We start from the raw sequence: 15,814 nt of genomic DNA, 5'->3' as shown, positions 1-15,814 counted from the left end.
CCGCCGGCCCGCCGCGCACGTCCGACCGGCAGCGGCTCCTCCCCGGAGTCCAGCTCGCTCACGCCACGGCGCACCGTCGTGGCGCTGACCCGGGCCACATCCGCCACCGCGGCCACGCCTCCGTGCCCCAGCAGCCGGGCCTCGCAGGCCAGCGCCAGCCGTTGCTGCCGCTCGTTCAGATGCGGCAGCAGCACCTCGAACCTGGTGGCGAGCTGGCCGCGGATCTCGTCGTCGACGCGCATAGCAGATCGTCGACCCCGGATCCGAGAAACGACAGCTTGATTCCTGACAGGCCCAGTGCACCCGGCAGCGCTGCCAGGCCGCGCCCAGCAGCACCGCGCCGATCGCGGCCTTGAGGCCGGTGTGGGCGTCGGAGATGACCAGCTGGGTGCCGCCCAGCCCGCGGGCCTTCAGCGAGCGCAGGAACGCCGTCCAGAACGCGCCGTCCTCGGAGTCGCCGACGGCGAAGCCGAGCACCTCGCGGTGCCCGTCGGCGGCCACGCCGGTGGCGATGACGATGGCTTGGGAGACCACCCGCCGGCCGACCCGGGCCTTGCAGTAGGTGGCATCCAGGAACACGTACGGGAAGGGCTGCTCGGCCAGGCTGCGGTCGCGGAAGGCGGCCACCTCGGCATCGAGGTCGGCGCAGATCCGGCTGACCTCGGACTTGGAGATGCCGGTGTCGGCACCCAGCGCCCGCACCAGGTCATCGACCTTCCCGGGTCGAGACGCCGTGCAGGTAGGCCTCCATCACCACCGCGAACAGCGCCTGGTCGATCCGCCGGCGGCGCTCGAGCAGCGAGGGGAAGAACGACCCGGCGCGCAGCTTGGGGATGCGCAGCTCCAGATCCCCGGCGGTCGTGCTCAGCGTGCGCGGGCGGGAGCCGTTGCGCTGGGCGGTGCGGGCCTCGGTGCGCTCGTGCGGGCCGGCGCCGATCACCGCGGTGAGCTCGGCCTCGATCAACGCCTGGTAGATCGTGGTGGCCGCCGAGCGAACGCGGTCGTCGACATCGGCGGCCTTCAGTGCCTGGAGCACCTCGAGCAGGGCAGACTGGTCCAGGGCCATCGTGTGCTGTGTCCTTCCGCGAGAACCATTGGCGTGGTCTCGCTGACCATCACACGATGGCCCCTCGCACGTGATCACCCACGTGGTCGGTGACCTGGACTTACACCACTCAAAGGGACGTCACCCCCGCCGGATCGAGGTCGAGTCCATCGCCCCGCCGGGGTGTCCGGTGTGCGGGAGTGCTTGCCGTGCGAGTGCACTCCCGGCGGCGCCAGCGAGTGCGGGGCCTGCCGGTGACGGGGCCGGTGTTGCGGCAGCGCGCCGCCCTGCGCGCCGAGCATGATCTGCGGCCGGGCGCCGGCCTTGGCATGACGAACGGCTCACCGTGCGGGGTCACCCAAGCGCGTAGTGCTGCGCGATGTGCTCGACGGCGAGCGTGGCGTGCGATGACTTGCCCTGGCCTGCCCCGCCACGCTCAGCCTTCGCGCGGCTGGTCGCATGCCACCTTGCGGGGGGGCCGGGCGCGAGGGCTGGGCCGCCCCGGCACGAGGTCGGTGGATGGCTTTCACACAGGCACGGCGACGTACCGGCAAGTGCAGAAGGACGTCGTGACGGAGTGGTGACGCCGGGGCGGGAAGCATGCGCACCGGACGACTACGCCGGTGCGCTCGCTCCGGATCGGACACTTGTCGGAGGTCAACATGACGCGGGGGCCCCACCGCCAGGCGGCGCGGCACGCCGTTCCTCCCCGTCAACGGGCGATCGATCCCCTCGATGCCTCGATGAGCGGATGACCGGCCCCCGCGACCTGCTGGCGCAGGCTCCTCCTGCGACGGTGGCCGGCGCCCGCGATGCCCTCGCCCGCGCCCGGACCGCGGGCGGCTACTACCCCTCCCCTGCGGACTGGCGGGACGAGGTCCTGTACTTCCTGCTCCCCGATCGCTTCAGTGACGGACGCGAGTCCGGGCGGGAGTTGCTCACCCGCGCCGAGATCCAGAGGCTGCGCAGCCACCCCGGGCGGCCGGGGTGGAACTGGCAAGCCTGGGCGGAGTCGGGCAAGCGCTGGCAGGGCGGCACTCTCGACGGCATCCGCGGCCGGCTCGACTACCTCCAGGCCCTCGGTGTGACCGCCCTGTGGATCGGTCCGGTGTTCCGGCAACGGATCCGCAAGGACACCTACCACGGGTACGGCATCCAGAACTTCCTGAACATTGACGAGCGGTTCGGGACGCGGGGGCACCTCGGAGAACTCGTCGCGGCCGCGCACGCGCACCGCATCCGGGTGATCCTGGACGTGATCGTCAACCACAGCGGCGACAACTGGGCATACCTGCGACCCGACGGGTCCGCCGACGAGCACGGGCCCCCCTTCCGCAGCTGGCCCGGCTACTACGGGGACCCCGCCGACCCGGCCACCGCCGGCTGGAGCCTCGCGTGGCGGGACGAACTCGAGCAGCCCACGATCCCCGCCGCGAGCACGGGCGGCGGCCCGTACGAGGGCGTGCTCCCCCGCGATCTGCAGACCCCGGCGGCCTACGCGCGGGCCGGCCGCGGCAGCCTCACCGACGACCAGGTGGCAAACCCGCGCGCAGAGCACAAGCGCACCGACTTCCTCACGCTCAAGGACTTCGCCCTGGACGTCGCGCCCACTCTGGCCGACCTCGTCACCTGCTACCAGTACGCGATCGCCGCCTTCGACGTCGACGGATTCCGGATTGACACCGTCAAGCACATGACGCTCGAGGACGCCCGCAACTTCTGCGGCGCCGTGGCCGAGTACGCCGAGAGCCTCGGCAAGCCGAACTTCCTCCTCGTCGGCGAGATCGCCGGCGGTGACCGGGCCCAGGACTACTTCCTGGACAACCTCGCCGTTCTGCAGCGCAACCTCACGGCAGCCCTGGACATCGGCGGGGCTCGAGAGCACCTCGGGGCCGTGGCCAAGGGGCTGGCCGCCGGTCAGGCCTACCTCGGCGGCTTCGATGCCATCGACGAGGGCTTCGGCTCGCACCGGTCCCACGGCAGTCGGCACGTCTCGGTGCTCGACGACCACGACCATGTCGTCGGACGGAAGCTGCGGTTCTCGGCCGAGATCCCGGACGACTCCCCGGTCAAGGACCACCAGGTGTGTGCCGGTGTGGCCCTGCAGCTGTTCACCCTCGGCATCCCGTGCATCTACTACGGAACCGAGCAGGCCCTCGCCGGTCCCGCGCACACAGAAGTCCCCTACCTGCTGGCCGAAGGGTGGGGGCAGGGGGACAACTGGGCCGACCGGTACCTGCGGGAAGCGATGTTCGGCCCGGAGCACCCGCGCGTGTCCCATGACCGGCCGCTGGGCGAACAACTCTCGGACGTCGACGCCTCCCTGCCCGGCTTCGGCGCGTTCGGCACCTCCGGGCGGCACGTCTTCGATTCCGCGAGCCCGAGCTACCTCCGCATCGCTGCCCTCTGCGCGGTCCGGGCCGCTCATCCCGTGCTGCGGGTCGGCCGCCAGTATCCGCGTCAGGTGCGCCTGCCAGGGACCGGCTTCGAGTTCCCCGGGGCCGGGGAGGTGGTCGCCTGGTCGCGGATCCTCGACGGGCACGAGGCCGTCGTCGTCCTGAACCCGAACGGGGAACACGCGCGGGGCGGCGACGTCGTCATCGCCGCGGAGCTGTCGCTTCCTGGCACCGCGTACGAGGTGCTCGCCAACACCGCCCAGGCCGGCACGCCGACGAGCTTCTCGGGCACGCACGCTGTCGGCTCGACGCTTGCGGCCCGCGGACGCACGTCCCCCGACGAACCTCTCTACCTGGAGGTCCGGGACATCCCGCCCGCCGAGGCCGTCGTCCTCCTCCAGCGACCGTGAGCCACCCGTCCACGGCTGGCCACCACGGAAGGGCCCACCCACTTTTCCCAGATGTTGCAGAATCAGGAGGCAGGCGACATGGCCCGACACCTCGACCCGGCACTCGACCCCCGGCTCCGCCGGCTCGTCCTCGCGCAGGACGATCCGGCACGCCTCGAGGACCTGGCCGAACAGGAGATCCCCGTCCGCGACGGAGGCATCCCGGCCGAAGGCGCGCCCCGCACGCGGGTGCTGGTGAGGACCAGCGGGGAGGCGCCGACCGCGGGGACACCAACCAGCTCGTGGACGACGGTCGCGGAAGGCATCTACGCGGTCGAGATTCCGGTTGCCGAGCTCGAGGCACTGGCCGAGGACCCGCGGGTGCAGTTCGTCGAGGCCGCGCGATTGATGGCGCCGGAGCTCGTCACGTCCGTCCCCACGACCCGCGCCGACCTCCTGCGCGTGGCGGCTCCACCCCGGCCCGCGCTGACCGGCAAGGGCACCGTCGTCGGGATCATCGACTTCGGCCTCGACTTCACGCTCGGCGACTTCATCGATCCCCACGGCAACACTCGCGTCGCGTTCCTCTGGGACCAGTCGCTCACCCCTCAGGCGGGCGAGTCGTCGCCGGCCGGGTTCGGCCGCGGTGTCGAGTACGACGCCGCCGCGATCAACGTGGCGCTGAAGGACCCGAATCCGTTCTCGGTCGTCCGTCACCTACCCGATGTCGCCAGCCACGGCACTCACGTCGCGGGCACGGCGGTGGGCAGCGGGCGATCCGGTGACGCCAATTTCCCGGCCGGCCAGCACGTCGGCGTCGCCCCCGAGGCAACGATCGTCTTCGTGCAGCCCGACACAACCGGGAACGCCGGATCCTTCACGGACTCCGTCGCGGTGGCGGAGGCGATCAGCTACGTCTACGCGAAGGCCCGGGAACTGGGCCTGCCCTGCGTCATCAACATGAGCCTCGGCCAGAACGGCGGCAGCCACGACGGGGAGAGCCTGGTCGAACAAGCCGTCGACCGGCTGCTGGAGGTCCCGGGCCGGGCGTTTGTGCACGCCGCCGGCAACGAGCACATCTGGCGCGGGCACGCGTCCGGGGTGCTGGCCACGGGCGACGTCCGCACGCTGCAGTGGCGAACCGGCGGCGGGATCCCCCTGCCCGGGATGACACTGCCACCCGGGTCGGACCGCACCCCGAACGAGCTGGAGATTTGGTACAGCCCGCGCGACGAGTTGCACGTCCGGCTGACCGACCCCACCGGCGCAGTGACCGCCGTCGTGGTCCCCGGCCAGACCCAGTCGCACAGCTTCCCCGGCGGGAACAGAGCCTTCATCGACTCCGAGCGGTTCTCCTCCCTGAACGGCGACGCACGGATCTTCATCGCGGTCGACCGCGGCACCGCGCCACGGGTCGCCGCCGGGATCTGGCAGGTCGAGATCACCGCGGCCCGTGCCAGGTCAGGGCGCTTCGACGCCTGGATCGAGCGCGACGCCCGCGACCGCGCCAACAACTTCGCCGACCAGTCGTTCTTCGTCGGAACCGACTTCGACCCGGTCATGACCCTCGGCACCCCCGCGACGAGCCGCCGCGGGATCAGCGTGGCGAACTACGACCACGTCACCGTGGCGCCGAGCGCATCCAGCAGCCGGGGACGGACTCGCGACGGACGTGACAAGCCCGAGGTCGCGGCTCCCGGTACCAACATCGTGTCCTCGTGCGCGCTCGGCGGCCGGCCCGACGGGGCGGGGGGCGTCCATCCGATGCGCACGGCGAAGAGCGGCACAAGCATGGCGGCCCCTCACGTGGCCGGCATCATCGCGTTGCTCCTGCAGATGGACCCCACTCTTACAGCCGCCCAGCTGCGCAAGGCCGTGCTGGCATCGGCTGATCCGCCGAACGGGGTGCTCCCGTTCGACGCCGCCTGGGGCTACGGCCGTGTCGACGCGGTCGAGGCAGCGCGATTGCTGACGTGAAGCGACGACGGCTACGACGGCCCGTAGCCGTCGTCGGCATCGACCTGCACCACGCCGTCCAACTCAGCCAGGTTGCCCAGCTGGACGGCGGGCAGGTCGACGGTGAGCAACCCGGTCTCGCGGTCCCAGGAGCGGGTCGTGCCGCCGAGTGCAGTCACCCGGCTGACCAGGTCGTCGGGATCGGCTACGCCCGCGGTCTTTACGAGGGTGCGGACGCGCTCATCAACGCCGGCACGGACCAGCCGGAGCTTGGCCTTCGGGCTGAGCTTGCGTGGCAACCGCTGCGCCATCGCCACCTCCCCATCCGACAACACAACCGTACGGGAGCGGCCAAGGACATGATCGGTTAGCTCGCTGGGGAGACGACCATCACCTGGCGAGCCAGCGGACGTTTCGCCCCTGCCGCCGGCAACACCGACTTGGACGGCTGACCCTCGGTCGAAAACGAGACACTCACCCACGCCGCAGCCGCGGCCTAACCACCCACCCCGACGAGTCAACCGAAGTCGGGGCAGTCCCCAACGCTGCCGCCGGGTACACGGCCCCGACCACCTCACCACCCTCTGGGTGGCGGGCGCCGTGGCCCTTGCTCTGGACCAGCTAGGCGAGGCCGCACCGGCCCGCGCCCTGGGCGAGGACACCCTGCAGCGCGCCCGCCGCATCCTCGGCCCGGACCACCCGACGACCCTGCTGGCGGCGACCGCCGTGACTGTCGCCCTGATCGAGCTGGGCGAGGCCACACCCGCTTGCACCCTCGGTGAGGACACCCTGCAGCGCGCCCGCCGGGTGCTCGGCCCGGACCACACGACCACCCTGTTCACAGCCGCCGCCCTGACCTACGCCCTGACCGGGCTGGGTGAGGGAGACGCCGCCCGCGCCCTGGGCGAGGACACCCTGCAGCGCGCCCGCTGGGTGCTCGGCCCGGACCACCCGACCACCCTGCTGGCGGCCGCCGCCCTGACCGTCGCCCTGATGGCGCTGGGGGAGGTGGGGCAGGGCCCGTGACCTGGGTGAGGACACCCTGCAGCGCTGCCGCCGGGCGCTTGGCCCGGACCACCCGATCACGCTGTACCTAACGCGGGCCTCCAGCAGCGGCCATCCCGTGACCAGCGACGATGCTGCCACCGACCGGCCGGATCGTCCGCTGTGACGTGGACCGATGAAAATCGCGTGCCTCGTCGCCCACCCCTTCGCACCCCCCTTTCGTCGCTCGGCTCGGTGGCGCTTGGGCTGGTGTGGCCGGCGGCCGGCTGTGATCCTGAGTGCGGCCCGTCGGGGCCCGGCTTCGTGGGAGGTCGTCATGGAACCGGTGACGTTGATCGTGGCCGCGCTGGCCGCCGGGGCGAGCGCAGGGGTGACCGACACCGTGTCGCAGGGCGTCAAGGACGCCTACACGGGCCTGAAGGCGCTGGTGCTGCGCCGGGTCAAGGACCAACCGGCCGGCGAGGTCGCCGTGGCCGAGCACGAGAAGAACCACGAGGTCTGGTCCGCGCCGCTGGCCAAGACCCTCACAACCGCCGGCGCCGACACCGACCCGCAGGTACTCGCCGCCGCGCAGCGGCTGCTGCAGCTCACCGACCCCGACGGCGCCCGCGCCGGCACCTACACCGTCAACATCGCTGCCGGCGGCGACCGGTCGGTTGCCGCGCACACCATCCACGGCGGGGTGCGCACCGGCGACACCCGCCCCTGATGCCCCTGCGGTGGCCGTGGCAGAAGACGGCTACGGAACACGGGCAGCCCGGCGCTGGGCCACCGGCGGTGGCGGTCTCCACCGAGGGAGACCGATCTGTGGCCGTGCAGCACGTCCACGGCAACGTGCACACCGGCGACGTTCACCAGGTGCAGCTGGCCGCCGGGGTCATCGGGCCGCCGGACGGGATCGGCGTGCCGGCCGCCGGGACGCAGAACATACCGCGCCGGGCCAACCCGGTCTTCGTCGGCCGCGACGAGCTGCTCGCCGAGGTGGCCGCTCTGTTCACCCCGCCGCGGGCCGGCGGGCTCGCCGGTGGCGTGCGGGCGGCGGTCGGGCAGGCGATCACCGGACTCGGCGGCATCGGCAAGAGCGAACTCGCCCTGCAGTACGCGACCCGCCGCACCGGCCCGGGCGCGGTGGTGTGGTGGGCCGACGCCGAACACGCCGAAACCCTCGAGCTCGCCCTGGCCGATCTGGCCTACCGGCTGCAGCCGAAGGCCACCGCCGACGAGTGGACGACCCCGCAGGCCGCCGCCTGGGCCATCGGCTGGCTGCAGGCCCACACCGGCTGGCTGCTCGTCCTGGACAACGTCGACGACGCCGCCCTGATCACCCCGCTGCTCGGCCAGCTACCGGCCGGCGACATCCTGATCACCACCCGCCGCCACATCCCCTGGCACCTGCACGGGGTCACTCCGGTCACCCTTGAGGTGCTACTCCGGGCGGCCTCTGTCGAGCTACTCCAGGACACGATCGGCGGTCCCGACGCCCCCGGTGCCCCGGCGCCGGACGGGTTCGATGCTGAAGCCGCCGACGCGTTGGCTGCCGAGCTCGGCGACCTGCCGCTGGCTCTGCAGCAGGCCGGCGCCTACATCGCCGTCAATCAGCTGTCGCTTGACAGTTATCTGCACCGGCTCCGCCAACAGACCGGCGTCGTGCTCGGCAAGACCGCGCCTGGCGCCGACCCGGAGCGCGCCGTCGCCCGCGTCTTCGCCCTCACCATCGAGTCCCTCACCGAGGATCACCCCGCCGCTGTCGACATCCTGCGCGCCCTGGCCTGGCTCGCCCCCGTCCCGCTGCCCCGCCAGGTCGTCACCCAGCCCGCCAGCGCCGCCCTCCGGGACGGCGGCGCGGCGACGGCGGAGGTCGACGAGCTGCTGGGGCTGCTGGCCTCCTACAGCTTGCTCACCCTCACCCCGGGCACCGTCACGGTGCACCGGCTGTTGCAGGCCACCGTCCGCGACCACGATCGGGGCGTCTCACCCCACGACGAGGCCGCCGCGGGGCTGACCCGGGGGCAGGCCACCGCGCTGGCCTGGCTGGGCGACGCCCTGCCCGCCGACCCGGCCGGCAACGTGGCCGGCTGGGGGCTGTGGCGGGACCTACTGCCCCACCTCGACGCCCTCTACGACCACCTCCCCCCGCACCTGCCCCACCTCGGCCTCGCGGATCTCCTCGGGGAGACCGGGATTTACCTGTTGGTGCAAGGCCTGCACCAGCACGCCCTGCCGTTGCACCAGCGGGCTCTGGCGATCATCGAGGCCGCCCTCGGTCCCGACCACCCCGACACCGCCACCGTGCTGGCGAGCCTGGCCAGCACCCTCGGCGAGCTCGGCCGGCATACCGACGCCCTGCCGCTGGAGCAGCGCGCCCTGGCGATCATCGAGGCCGCCCTCGGTCCCGACCACCCCGACACCGCCACCGTGCTGGCGAGCCTGGCCAGCACCCTCGGCGAGCTCGGCCGGCATACCGACGCCCTGCCGCTGGAGCAGCGCGCCCTGGCCGTCACCGAGGCCGCCCTCGGCCCCGACCACCCCGCGACCGCCCTGCTGCGGGACAACCTCGCCGCCACCCTCGACGCGCTGGGCCGGTCCGCCGACGCTGTCGTGGTTCACGGAGGCCACCCGACCGCGATCCCGTCCGCGGACGACCGCAGCTCGCGGCCGCCACGTCCGTAGGCGATCCCCGCCGAGCCACGCAGGGCAGCTCGGGTCTGGGCAGCGAGGTGGGGGTATCGACGGCAACTCACGCGGCTCGTCGAGGAAGAGCACGCCGCGGTGCCCTAGCAAGCTCCTATGTACCCAGCCGCTTGTGGCGGCCAGCAGCGCGACAGCCTCGCCTTGCCGAATGTGGAGGCCATCCACGCCAGGCTTCGGGCGCGGACAGCGATGCCTCCTACGGGCGGGTGTTTGCCGTCCCCGCTAGGACCACGACGTTCACCGCCCGCAGCTGCGGGGCCGCGTGCGCACCGGAGCTGAACCCGGCCGAGGGCGTTTGGTCCCCACCTCAAACGCAGCCTGGGCAACCTGGCCGCGTGCACCACCGACCAACTCGCCGCCCTGGTCGAGACTCGCCTGAAGCAGATGCAGCACCGGCCGGGGCTGCTCGACGGCTACATTGCCACGACCGGACTGACTGTCCAGCCCGTAACGGAACTCCAGCCTTTCAACCTCTGTAGTCCGTACCGAAGGCCGTGGCCTCTCCCGTGACCTCGACGCTAACCGGGTAGCCTTCAAGCTGCTCGGGCAGCGCCTTGGCCTCAGGCGTGACGTGGGTGAGCATTACCAGGATCACTGGCCGCCCGCTCCTGTCGGCCACCCCGACGCCGACCACGCCAGGGACGGACATGAGTGATCTCTCATGTCGAGCGAGTGCCTCATCGATGGGCATCCACCCATCATACCGCAGTATCAAAAGACGATTGCAGCCCCAAACGAGTTCAGCACAGGAATGATCGGGTTGCAGAACGTCACGTTGCTTAGAGCATTCCCGGCGAACAGGAGCCCGACCGGTTGGTTCTGGGGTGCGATGGTCACAAGTGAGCCGGAGTCGCCCCGATTGCTGAACGGCGGCTGTAGTATTCCCCTCACCCGGAACTGCCGGCAGAATCGGGCGATACCGGCGATCGGACTGAAGTCGATATTGACGGTCACGTTTATCGCATCGATTACGCCCCGCCGAAACCCCGTCGTCCGGCCGCTCTTTTGCACTAGCATGTTGAGAGCAGGCTGCACGACCGGGGGCACTAGACTCTGCCGGATGTTACCCGGTCGCAATATCCTCCGATCCACAAGATCGGGCGATGTGCGGGCGATCGCGGCGTCAACGAAGTTGCACTCGCCCCCGAAGGTGATCGGGACAAACTGGCTGAGACGGGCGATGATGTCTGGCAGGCAGTTACCACCATCGAGTCGCCCAGGCTGCGAAATGGGGCTGTTCAGCGGGGCCGTGTTGACTACGGCCATAACGTGGTTGTTGCTGAGGACGAACAGCTGGCCCGCTCTGGCCACGAGGCATCCGAAGGTGCCGGCGTGCACCCGAGTGCAGTTGCCGATCGACACTCCGCCCGGTGCTGGGCGGAGCCGTGCGGTGAACATCTGAGCTCGCACCTCGCCGATCGCTTCAACGTCCGTAGTCACCCCACCAAGGGACTCCGGGACTAGTGCGTCGCTCGCGACGTTCCTCGGCGCCACCTTCTCTCTGACGAACACCGTGACACCGAGCCGGCCGGTTGGTCCTCCTCCCATCACCTTCTCGGCAATACCGACGCCGACCACGTTGCCGAGCCCTGCGGTCCCGTCCTCAGCCATCGCCGAGAGGACCTGACCGGCCTCCGGCATCAATCGACGCTCGGCCTCGTCGCGCGCGGCCAGCACCGAGCGCAGCTCGTCCTCGGTCTCTGTGAGCCCGCCGAAAGACTCAATGCCTATCTCACCAGCAACTTCCTCTGGCTCTGCCTGCACGTCGAAGTCCTCGAACTGATCCGACATGCGCCCTTCCTCCGATCCTGTCGATCCCTGCATCGGATCGAAAGGTGTGAAGCCCTCCTGGCCACTGCTGTCTTCCATTCTGCTTCCTCCTTCTCGACGACCGATGCGGCTTCGTGACCCTACTTAACCACCGAGCGCAGCTTTTCGCGGAGGCGTGTCAACAATGCAGTCGCTTGCAATTAGAAGAGCGCGATCACCGTGAACCGGCATCGCCGCTACCACAGCTTGCGGCAATAGAAGTGCTGGGCCCCGCGCCGCCGTGTCGACAATCACGCCAATCCACCTCCTGCACTCGTAACCTGCAGGTTGACACGGGCTGGCCCCATCATGGCGGATAATGCGCGTCGAGACTCCGCGGGCCGTAAAATTCCACTAGTGCGAACTCCAGAGTTCCACCTCTCCCCTTAGGGCTATGGAATGCAATAAGTCCTAGCGGGCCCTCTGTCCTGCACCATGGCTTGGGGGCTGTATTCACGAACACGAAATGAGGCAGGGAAGACTCACCCCCTAGTCGCAGCCTTCCACCGCAAGCACAGGATGGCCGAGGGTCGTCACCGCAACGTCACCAGCGCGTCACCCCCGAGAAGGGACCAAGGTGCCGACCGGGGCGGTCGTAGTGGGGACTAAGTCGCATCGGTGGGCCCAGCAGAGCGCGCCCCGGCGGATGAGCCCCCAGCCGCCACCGACGAGCGCGCCATCGTCGCCGAATGATGCGGCGCCTCGAATGTCGGGCGGGTCACCAACGGTGCCCCGGTGCGGCAGCGTCCCGGCCACCGAGTGGATGGCTGCCACCTCCAGGGCGGCCTGCTCGTCCAGCGGCGGCAGCAAACCTGGTAGGCGCTCGGCGAGCATCGTCTTGCCCGCGCCCGGCGGCCCAGTGAGGAACAGGACGACCACCGCCCGGCGTCCGGCACTCGCCGCTGACGGCCCGCACGGAGCCGTCGATAGGACTTCCCCAATGAGCACCCACCGCCCGACCGACTCCGCCGGCACGACTCGTCAGCGGCGAGGACCGCGGCCATCAATGACAAGTCGATGTCGCGCTCAGGACACGTCTAAGCAGGCCTGCCGCCGGGGGCCAGAACGTGGGCTATCCCAGAGCCTCTACCAACGCCAGGACGGTTCGCGGGCGACGGCAAGGCGTCCGGTGAAGGCAATCGAGGGGTACACCAGCTGCGCGTTTGGACAACCGTTGGGCGTAGGCGGGATGCTCGACTCAAGGGATCGAGGCGGTCCGCCGCTATTGCTCACAGCCGCGTCTGCGGTGCGGACTTCTCCGACCGCTGCTTCAGGCCGGCGGCCTCCATCTCCACGTAGCGCCGCGTGAGGCCGCCGTAGAGACGTCCCACCAAGCGCCCGAGGACACCCGCCTGGTCGATGGACAGGGTCGCCCGTGAACCTTGGGCGGTCCCGACGACGCGGTGAGACGCGCGGGTGTTCACCCCGGGGCTGGTGGCGGTCCAGGTGAACCGCTCCCCCTCGGCGAGCTCCGAGACGGTCCACACCGTGGCGGGCAGCCGCGGCTGCTTGATGCGGACACGGGAGCCGACCTGCAGCGGATCCGGGCTCAATAGGCGTATCGAGGTGATCGACGCCGTCCACGTCGGCCAGGACTCCACGTCCGAGAGGACCGCCCACACGACCTCGGGTGGCGCGCTGATGTCGACCGTGACGTCTACCCGCATGACCTTTTCTCCCGGGCTGCGGGAACGGGGCGCGTGAGTACGGGTCACCGTCGCGCCCGCTGCGCCTCCCCCGACGAGTCTCGGCTCCCCCGGGGACGAAGCACATCTCTTGGCGGCCGAGATCTCGCCTGCGGGTGTTCTTCCGGACCAGTCCTGCCACGCCGACGTCCTGCTCGAGATGGTCGACCGCTGACCGCCGGCCGCACCGCGAGCAGCTGCGGACGGCGGGCGACCGTCCCGGCCCCGGCCCGCCCCGTCGGGCCGGCGCCGGTCGGAGGCGGTGGGCTCAGTTGCCGGCGGCGCGGAACCGCTCGACGACATCGGCCTTGATGCGGCCGCGCGGAGACACGTCGATTCCCTGGCCCTTCGCCCAAGCTCGGACTGCCGCGGGGTCGATGGAGTCGGTGGTGGTGTGTCGAACAGCGGCGCGGCCCTTGCTCGTCGAGCCAACCTTGCGCGCCGCGCTCACATACTTCGACAGCGCGTTACGGAACTCGGCCGCATTGTCGTTTGTGAGGTCGATCTCGTAGTCAGTGCCCGAGATGCCGAACTTCACTGTGGTGTCGGCCGGTGACTCCCCGTCCAGATCGTCCACCAGTATGACATTGGTCTTGGTTGCCATGCCCAACATCTTTCGGGGACCGACCGGAAAGTCAAGCTGACCCATACGGCCCATTGACCCAATCGGGGTGGTCAAGACTAGCCCGTCAGTGCAATGAGCCCAGCCATTACACCCAAGATCTTCAAGGGTTCCGTCGCACGTTCGGAGCGTCGCGAGAGGGAACACTGCTTCCTAGTCGACTGCTGACTCAGCGCATGAACGTATCACGCGAACAACGCCCCGGACATGAGCTGGCGGACCCGCCGCCCAATGCTCGGCTCGACGGTCGCCAGCCACGAGCGCCTCTGCCTCGTCGACCAGGCCTGCTCGTTGTCGAGGCGGCCGAGTCATGAGCGCCTACCAGCCATGGTCTGGCTGCGATTGCGCGTCGGGTGGCGCTGTGCGGGTCAGTTGCGCGGAAGGGTGGCGAGCCACTCCTTGGTGGCGTCGTCGATCAACAGATACTCCCGGAAATGGCCGAGCAGATCGTACGCGTCGGCGTAGAAGAACCGGTTTCCCCGAAGCTGGCCTCGAGCGCGATCCGGTGGCCGCGCTGGCGGTAGCCGGCCATCACCGCGTCGTACTCGTCTGCGCTGTCCAACTGACTGGCGATGTGATGACTACGAAGGACGAACTGGTCTGATCGCTCGGGCAGAAGCGCTCGATAGACGTCGACCTCGCCGGACACGGGCTGAATAATTTCGAGCTGAAGGTCACCGACATAGGTCAGCCCCCAGTTGATCACCGCCTCCCCGCCACCGACGGTAGGCAGCTGCAGACTGTCGAAGGTCGCGAAGTCGCGGACGCCCTGGTCCTCACGGAAGACCGAGACCGCCCGCTCGAGGTCGGTAGTGACATAAGCCAATTGCACAACGTTATTGAACACTCCGTCTCCCCTTCCGGTCAGTGCGGAGGGTCACCAGTGCTGATCACTCGCCGGAACGCCGCTCGTCCCGCCGATTCGAGCGGAGGGCTCGACGACGCCTGAACGACGGCGGCGAAGGCGGTGCCGATGGCCAGGTCTCCGGTGAGCTCGACAAGTTGGCCGGGAACGCACCGTCGCGGACGTCGGTCAGCCCGCGCTCGTCGCATTCTCGTACTTGGACCAGTAGTCCCGGCAGCCGGCCAGCCGCCACGTGCCGCCGCTGGTGGTCTCGATACTGGCGAGAAGTCCAGCTGCCACACCTGGTCGGGCCCGGTCGGCTCGGTGGCGAAGGCGGCCTTGCGCCGGGCCGCCAGTGCTCGGCGTTCCCGCTGGTAGTTGGCCTCCAACAGCAGCCCCTCGTCGCGCAGCAGCCGCAGCACGGTGGCCGGGGAGATCCGGTGGCCGTCGTGGCGGCACATCGCCCACACCTTGCGGTGGCCCCCAGGCCGGATGGGCCAGCGCGTGCCGCCGCGCGGCGTCGCGGACGCGCTCGCGGGCCGGCCGCGGCCACGGGCCCCGCGGCGGCCGGGCGGCCCGGGCGCGGGCCTGATGACCGCGCCAGGTGCGCTCGGGCACGCCGATCAGCGCGCAGAACCTCGTGGTCGGCATGCCCGTCTCGATGCGGATCACCTCAAGGTCCGCGAAGGGCACAGGCGACCCTCGGCGGACTTCCTCCACACCCGCAGCTCGACCGCGGCCTCACCCAGGGCCTGGGTCAGCTCGGCGACCTCGGCCTTCAGCTGCGCCTCCCGGGCGGAGGGGCCGGACTTGCCGGCCACCAGGCCGGCCCGGCTGGACTCGAGGAACTGCCGCTTCCAGTTCCCGACCGACTGCTCGGACACCTTCGCCCGTCGCGCGGCCTCGGCGACGGTGACCTCACCGGCCAGGATCGACAACACGATCCGGACCTTCTCCTCAGCTGGGAACGCCGTGGCCGAGTCGTGATCTGCAGACCGGAACTTTCGCGTCTGACCTCGCGTGATGCAGGACACACCCCGACGCGGGAGGACCGATGCCAGCTCGTCGTCTTCTGCCCTCGCTCGCTGTGGCCGGCCTCGTCGGTGCGGTCGCCGTGGTGGCGCTCCTGAACGTCCCGCAGCAGGTGCGCGCCGCGCCGGCCGATCCGGCCCCGGAGGCCGGCGTGCAGGTCGAGGGGGTCGGTACCGCGAGCGGCAGGCCGGACATCCTGCGGGTCACCATCGGTGTCGAGACCAGCGCCGAGAACGTGGACGAGGCGCTCACGGCGGCTGACGAGGCGGCGCGCCGCGTTCTGGCCGCCCTGCGCGTCGCGGATGTGCCCGAGCGGGACGTGCAGACGGTGAACGTATCG

15 protein-coding genes and 2 pseudogenes are annotated in these 15,814 nt (G+C 70.4%); 7 read left to right on the top strand and 10 right to left on the bottom strand.

Going from position 1 to position 15,814, the window contains the following annotated elements:
- Window positions 1-242: pseudogene (locus BLW63_RS25660) on the bottom strand (ISAzo13 family transposase); the annotation flags it as partial.
- A 52-nt stretch (window positions 243-294) separates the two neighbouring features.
- A pseudogene (locus BLW63_RS25655) lies at window positions 295-1,066 on the bottom strand (IS256 family transposase); the annotation flags it as partial.
- A 730-nt stretch (window positions 1,067-1,796) separates the two neighbouring features.
- On the opposite strand from BLW63_RS25655, the gene BLW63_RS25650 reads away from it, so the two are divergent.
- A complete protein-coding gene (locus BLW63_RS25650; RefSeq protein ID WP_091162451.1) occupies window positions 1,797-3,851 on the top strand; it encodes an alpha-amylase family glycosyl hydrolase in 2,055 nt (684 codons plus the stop codon).
- A 78-nt stretch (window positions 3,852-3,929) separates the two neighbouring features.
- On the top strand, window positions 3,930-5,807 hold the full coding sequence (locus BLW63_RS25645; RefSeq protein ID WP_139263841.1) for a S8 family peptidase: 1,878 nt from the start codon (window positions 3,930-3,932) through the stop codon (window positions 5,805-5,807).
- 11 nt (window positions 5,808-5,818) lie between these two features.
- On the opposite strand, the gene BLW63_RS25640 is transcribed toward BLW63_RS25645, so the two are convergent.
- Window positions 5,819-6,097, bottom strand: a complete 279-nt coding sequence (locus BLW63_RS25640) for a hypothetical protein (protein WP_091162447.1) — start codon at window positions 6,095-6,097, stop codon at window positions 5,819-5,821.
- Window positions 6,098-6,386: 289 nt separating this feature from the next.
- Here BLW63_RS25640 and BLW63_RS28400 point away from each other — a divergent pair, with 289 nt between their 5' ends.
- From BLW63_RS28400 to BLW63_RS25625, 4 genes are all read left to right on the top strand, one after another.
- Window positions 6,387-6,812 carry a tetratricopeptide repeat protein gene (locus tag BLW63_RS28400; RefSeq protein ID WP_244522813.1) on the top strand — a complete coding sequence of 142 codons (426 nt, stop codon included), beginning with the start codon at window positions 6,387-6,389 and terminating at the stop codon, window positions 6,810-6,812.
- A 1-nt stretch (window position 6,813) separates the two neighbouring features.
- Window positions 6,814-6,957: a tetratricopeptide repeat protein gene (locus BLW63_RS28395; RefSeq protein ID WP_244522814.1), complete on the top strand. Its 144-nt coding sequence runs from the start codon at window positions 6,814-6,816 to the stop codon at window positions 6,955-6,957.
- A gap of 150 nt (window positions 6,958-7,107) precedes the next feature.
- Complete coding sequence (locus BLW63_RS25630) at window positions 7,108-7,500, top strand: hypothetical protein (protein WP_091162445.1); 393 nt, start codon at window positions 7,108-7,110, stop codon at window positions 7,498-7,500.
- A 98-nt stretch (window positions 7,501-7,598) separates the two neighbouring features.
- Window positions 7,599-9,461: a tetratricopeptide repeat protein gene (locus BLW63_RS25625; RefSeq protein ID WP_170856987.1), complete on the top strand. Its 1,863-nt coding sequence runs from the start codon at window positions 7,599-7,601 to the stop codon at window positions 9,459-9,461.
- Window positions 9,462-9,948: 487 nt separating this feature from the next.
- On the opposite strand, the gene BLW63_RS26495 is transcribed toward BLW63_RS25625, so the two are convergent.
- The 7 genes from BLW63_RS26495 to BLW63_RS28745 all read right to left on the bottom strand — a co-directional run bounded on the left by BLW63_RS26495 (window position 9,949) and on the right by BLW63_RS28745 (window position 15,467).
- Window positions 9,949-10,173 carry a hypothetical protein gene (locus BLW63_RS26495; RefSeq protein WP_139263839.1) on the bottom strand — a complete coding sequence of 75 codons (225 nt, stop codon included), beginning with the start codon at window positions 10,171-10,173 and terminating at the stop codon, window positions 9,949-9,951.
- Window positions 10,174-10,193: 20 nt separating this feature from the next.
- On the bottom strand, window positions 10,194-11,351 hold the full coding sequence (locus tag BLW63_RS25620; protein WP_211517312.1) for a chymotrypsin family serine protease: 1,158 nt from the start codon (window positions 11,349-11,351) through the stop codon (window positions 10,194-10,196).
- 495 nt (window positions 11,352-11,846) lie between these two features.
- On the bottom strand, window positions 11,847-12,170 hold the full coding sequence (locus BLW63_RS29185) for an ATP-binding protein (RefSeq protein ID WP_091162439.1): 324 nt from the start codon (window positions 12,168-12,170) through the stop codon (window positions 11,847-11,849).
- 350 nt (window positions 12,171-12,520) lie between these two features.
- The gene (locus tag BLW63_RS25610) at window positions 12,521-12,958 is read right to left on the bottom strand and encodes an SRPBCC family protein (protein WP_091162437.1); all 438 of its coding nucleotides are present in this window, start codon (window positions 12,956-12,958) and stop codon (window positions 12,521-12,523) included.
- A gap of 286 nt (window positions 12,959-13,244) precedes the next feature.
- Window positions 13,245-13,580, bottom strand: a complete 336-nt coding sequence (locus BLW63_RS25605) for a histone-like nucleoid-structuring protein Lsr2 (RefSeq protein ID WP_091162455.1) — start codon at window positions 13,578-13,580, stop codon at window positions 13,245-13,247.
- 433 nt (window positions 13,581-14,013) lie between these two features.
- Window positions 14,014-14,445: a VOC family protein gene (locus BLW63_RS25600; protein ID WP_170856986.1), complete on the bottom strand. Its 432-nt coding sequence runs from the start codon at window positions 14,443-14,445 to the stop codon at window positions 14,014-14,016.
- Window positions 14,446-15,110: 665 nt separating this feature from the next.
- A complete protein-coding gene (locus BLW63_RS28745) occupies window positions 15,111-15,467 on the bottom strand; it encodes a transposase (RefSeq protein ID WP_091162453.1) in 357 nt (118 codons plus the stop codon).
- Between the two features lie 62 nt (window positions 15,468-15,529).
- Here BLW63_RS28745 and BLW63_RS25585 point away from each other — a divergent pair.
- On the top strand, window positions 15,530-15,814 hold a 285-nt coding region (locus BLW63_RS25585; RefSeq protein ID WP_170856985.1), incomplete at its 3' end, for an SIMPL domain-containing protein.

This window comes from Geodermatophilus africanus (assembly GCF_900107105.1).
Classification (GTDB): Bacteria; Actinomycetota; Actinomycetes; order Mycobacteriales; family Geodermatophilaceae; genus Geodermatophilus; species Geodermatophilus africanus.
This window is presented reverse-complemented; position numbering and strand designations above follow the sequence as displayed.

Bases quoted from the DNA above. Each gene is read 5' to 3' on its own strand.
- BLW63_RS25605 (WP_091162455.1), bottom strand. From the start codon at position 13,580: ATGGCAACCAAGACCAATGTCATACTGGTGGACGATCTGGACGGGGAG.
- BLW63_RS25645 (WP_139263841.1), top strand. From the start codon at position 3,930: ATGGCCCGACACCTCGACCCGGCACTCGACCCCCGGCTCCGCCGGCTC.
- BLW63_RS25650 (WP_091162451.1), top strand. From the start codon at position 1,797: ATGACCGGCCCCCGCGACCTGCTGGCGCAGGCTCCTCCTGCGACGGTG.
- BLW63_RS25630 (WP_091162445.1), top strand. From the start codon at position 7,108: ATGGAACCGGTGACGTTGATCGTGGCCGCGCTGGCCGCCGGGGCGAGC.
- BLW63_RS25610 (WP_091162437.1), bottom strand. From the start codon at position 12,958: ATGCGGGTAGACGTCACGGTCGACATCAGCGCGCCACCCGAGGTCGTG.
- BLW63_RS26495 (WP_139263839.1), bottom strand. From the start codon at position 10,173: ATGCCCATCGATGAGGCACTCGCTCGACATGAGAGATCACTCATGTCC.
- BLW63_RS25620 (WP_211517312.1), bottom strand. From the start codon at position 11,351: ATGGAAGACAGCAGTGGCCAGGAGGGCTTCACACCTTTCGATCCGATG.
- BLW63_RS25640 (WP_091162447.1), bottom strand. From the start codon at position 6,097: ATGGCGCAGCGGTTGCCACGCAAGCTCAGCCCGAAGGCCAAGCTCCGG.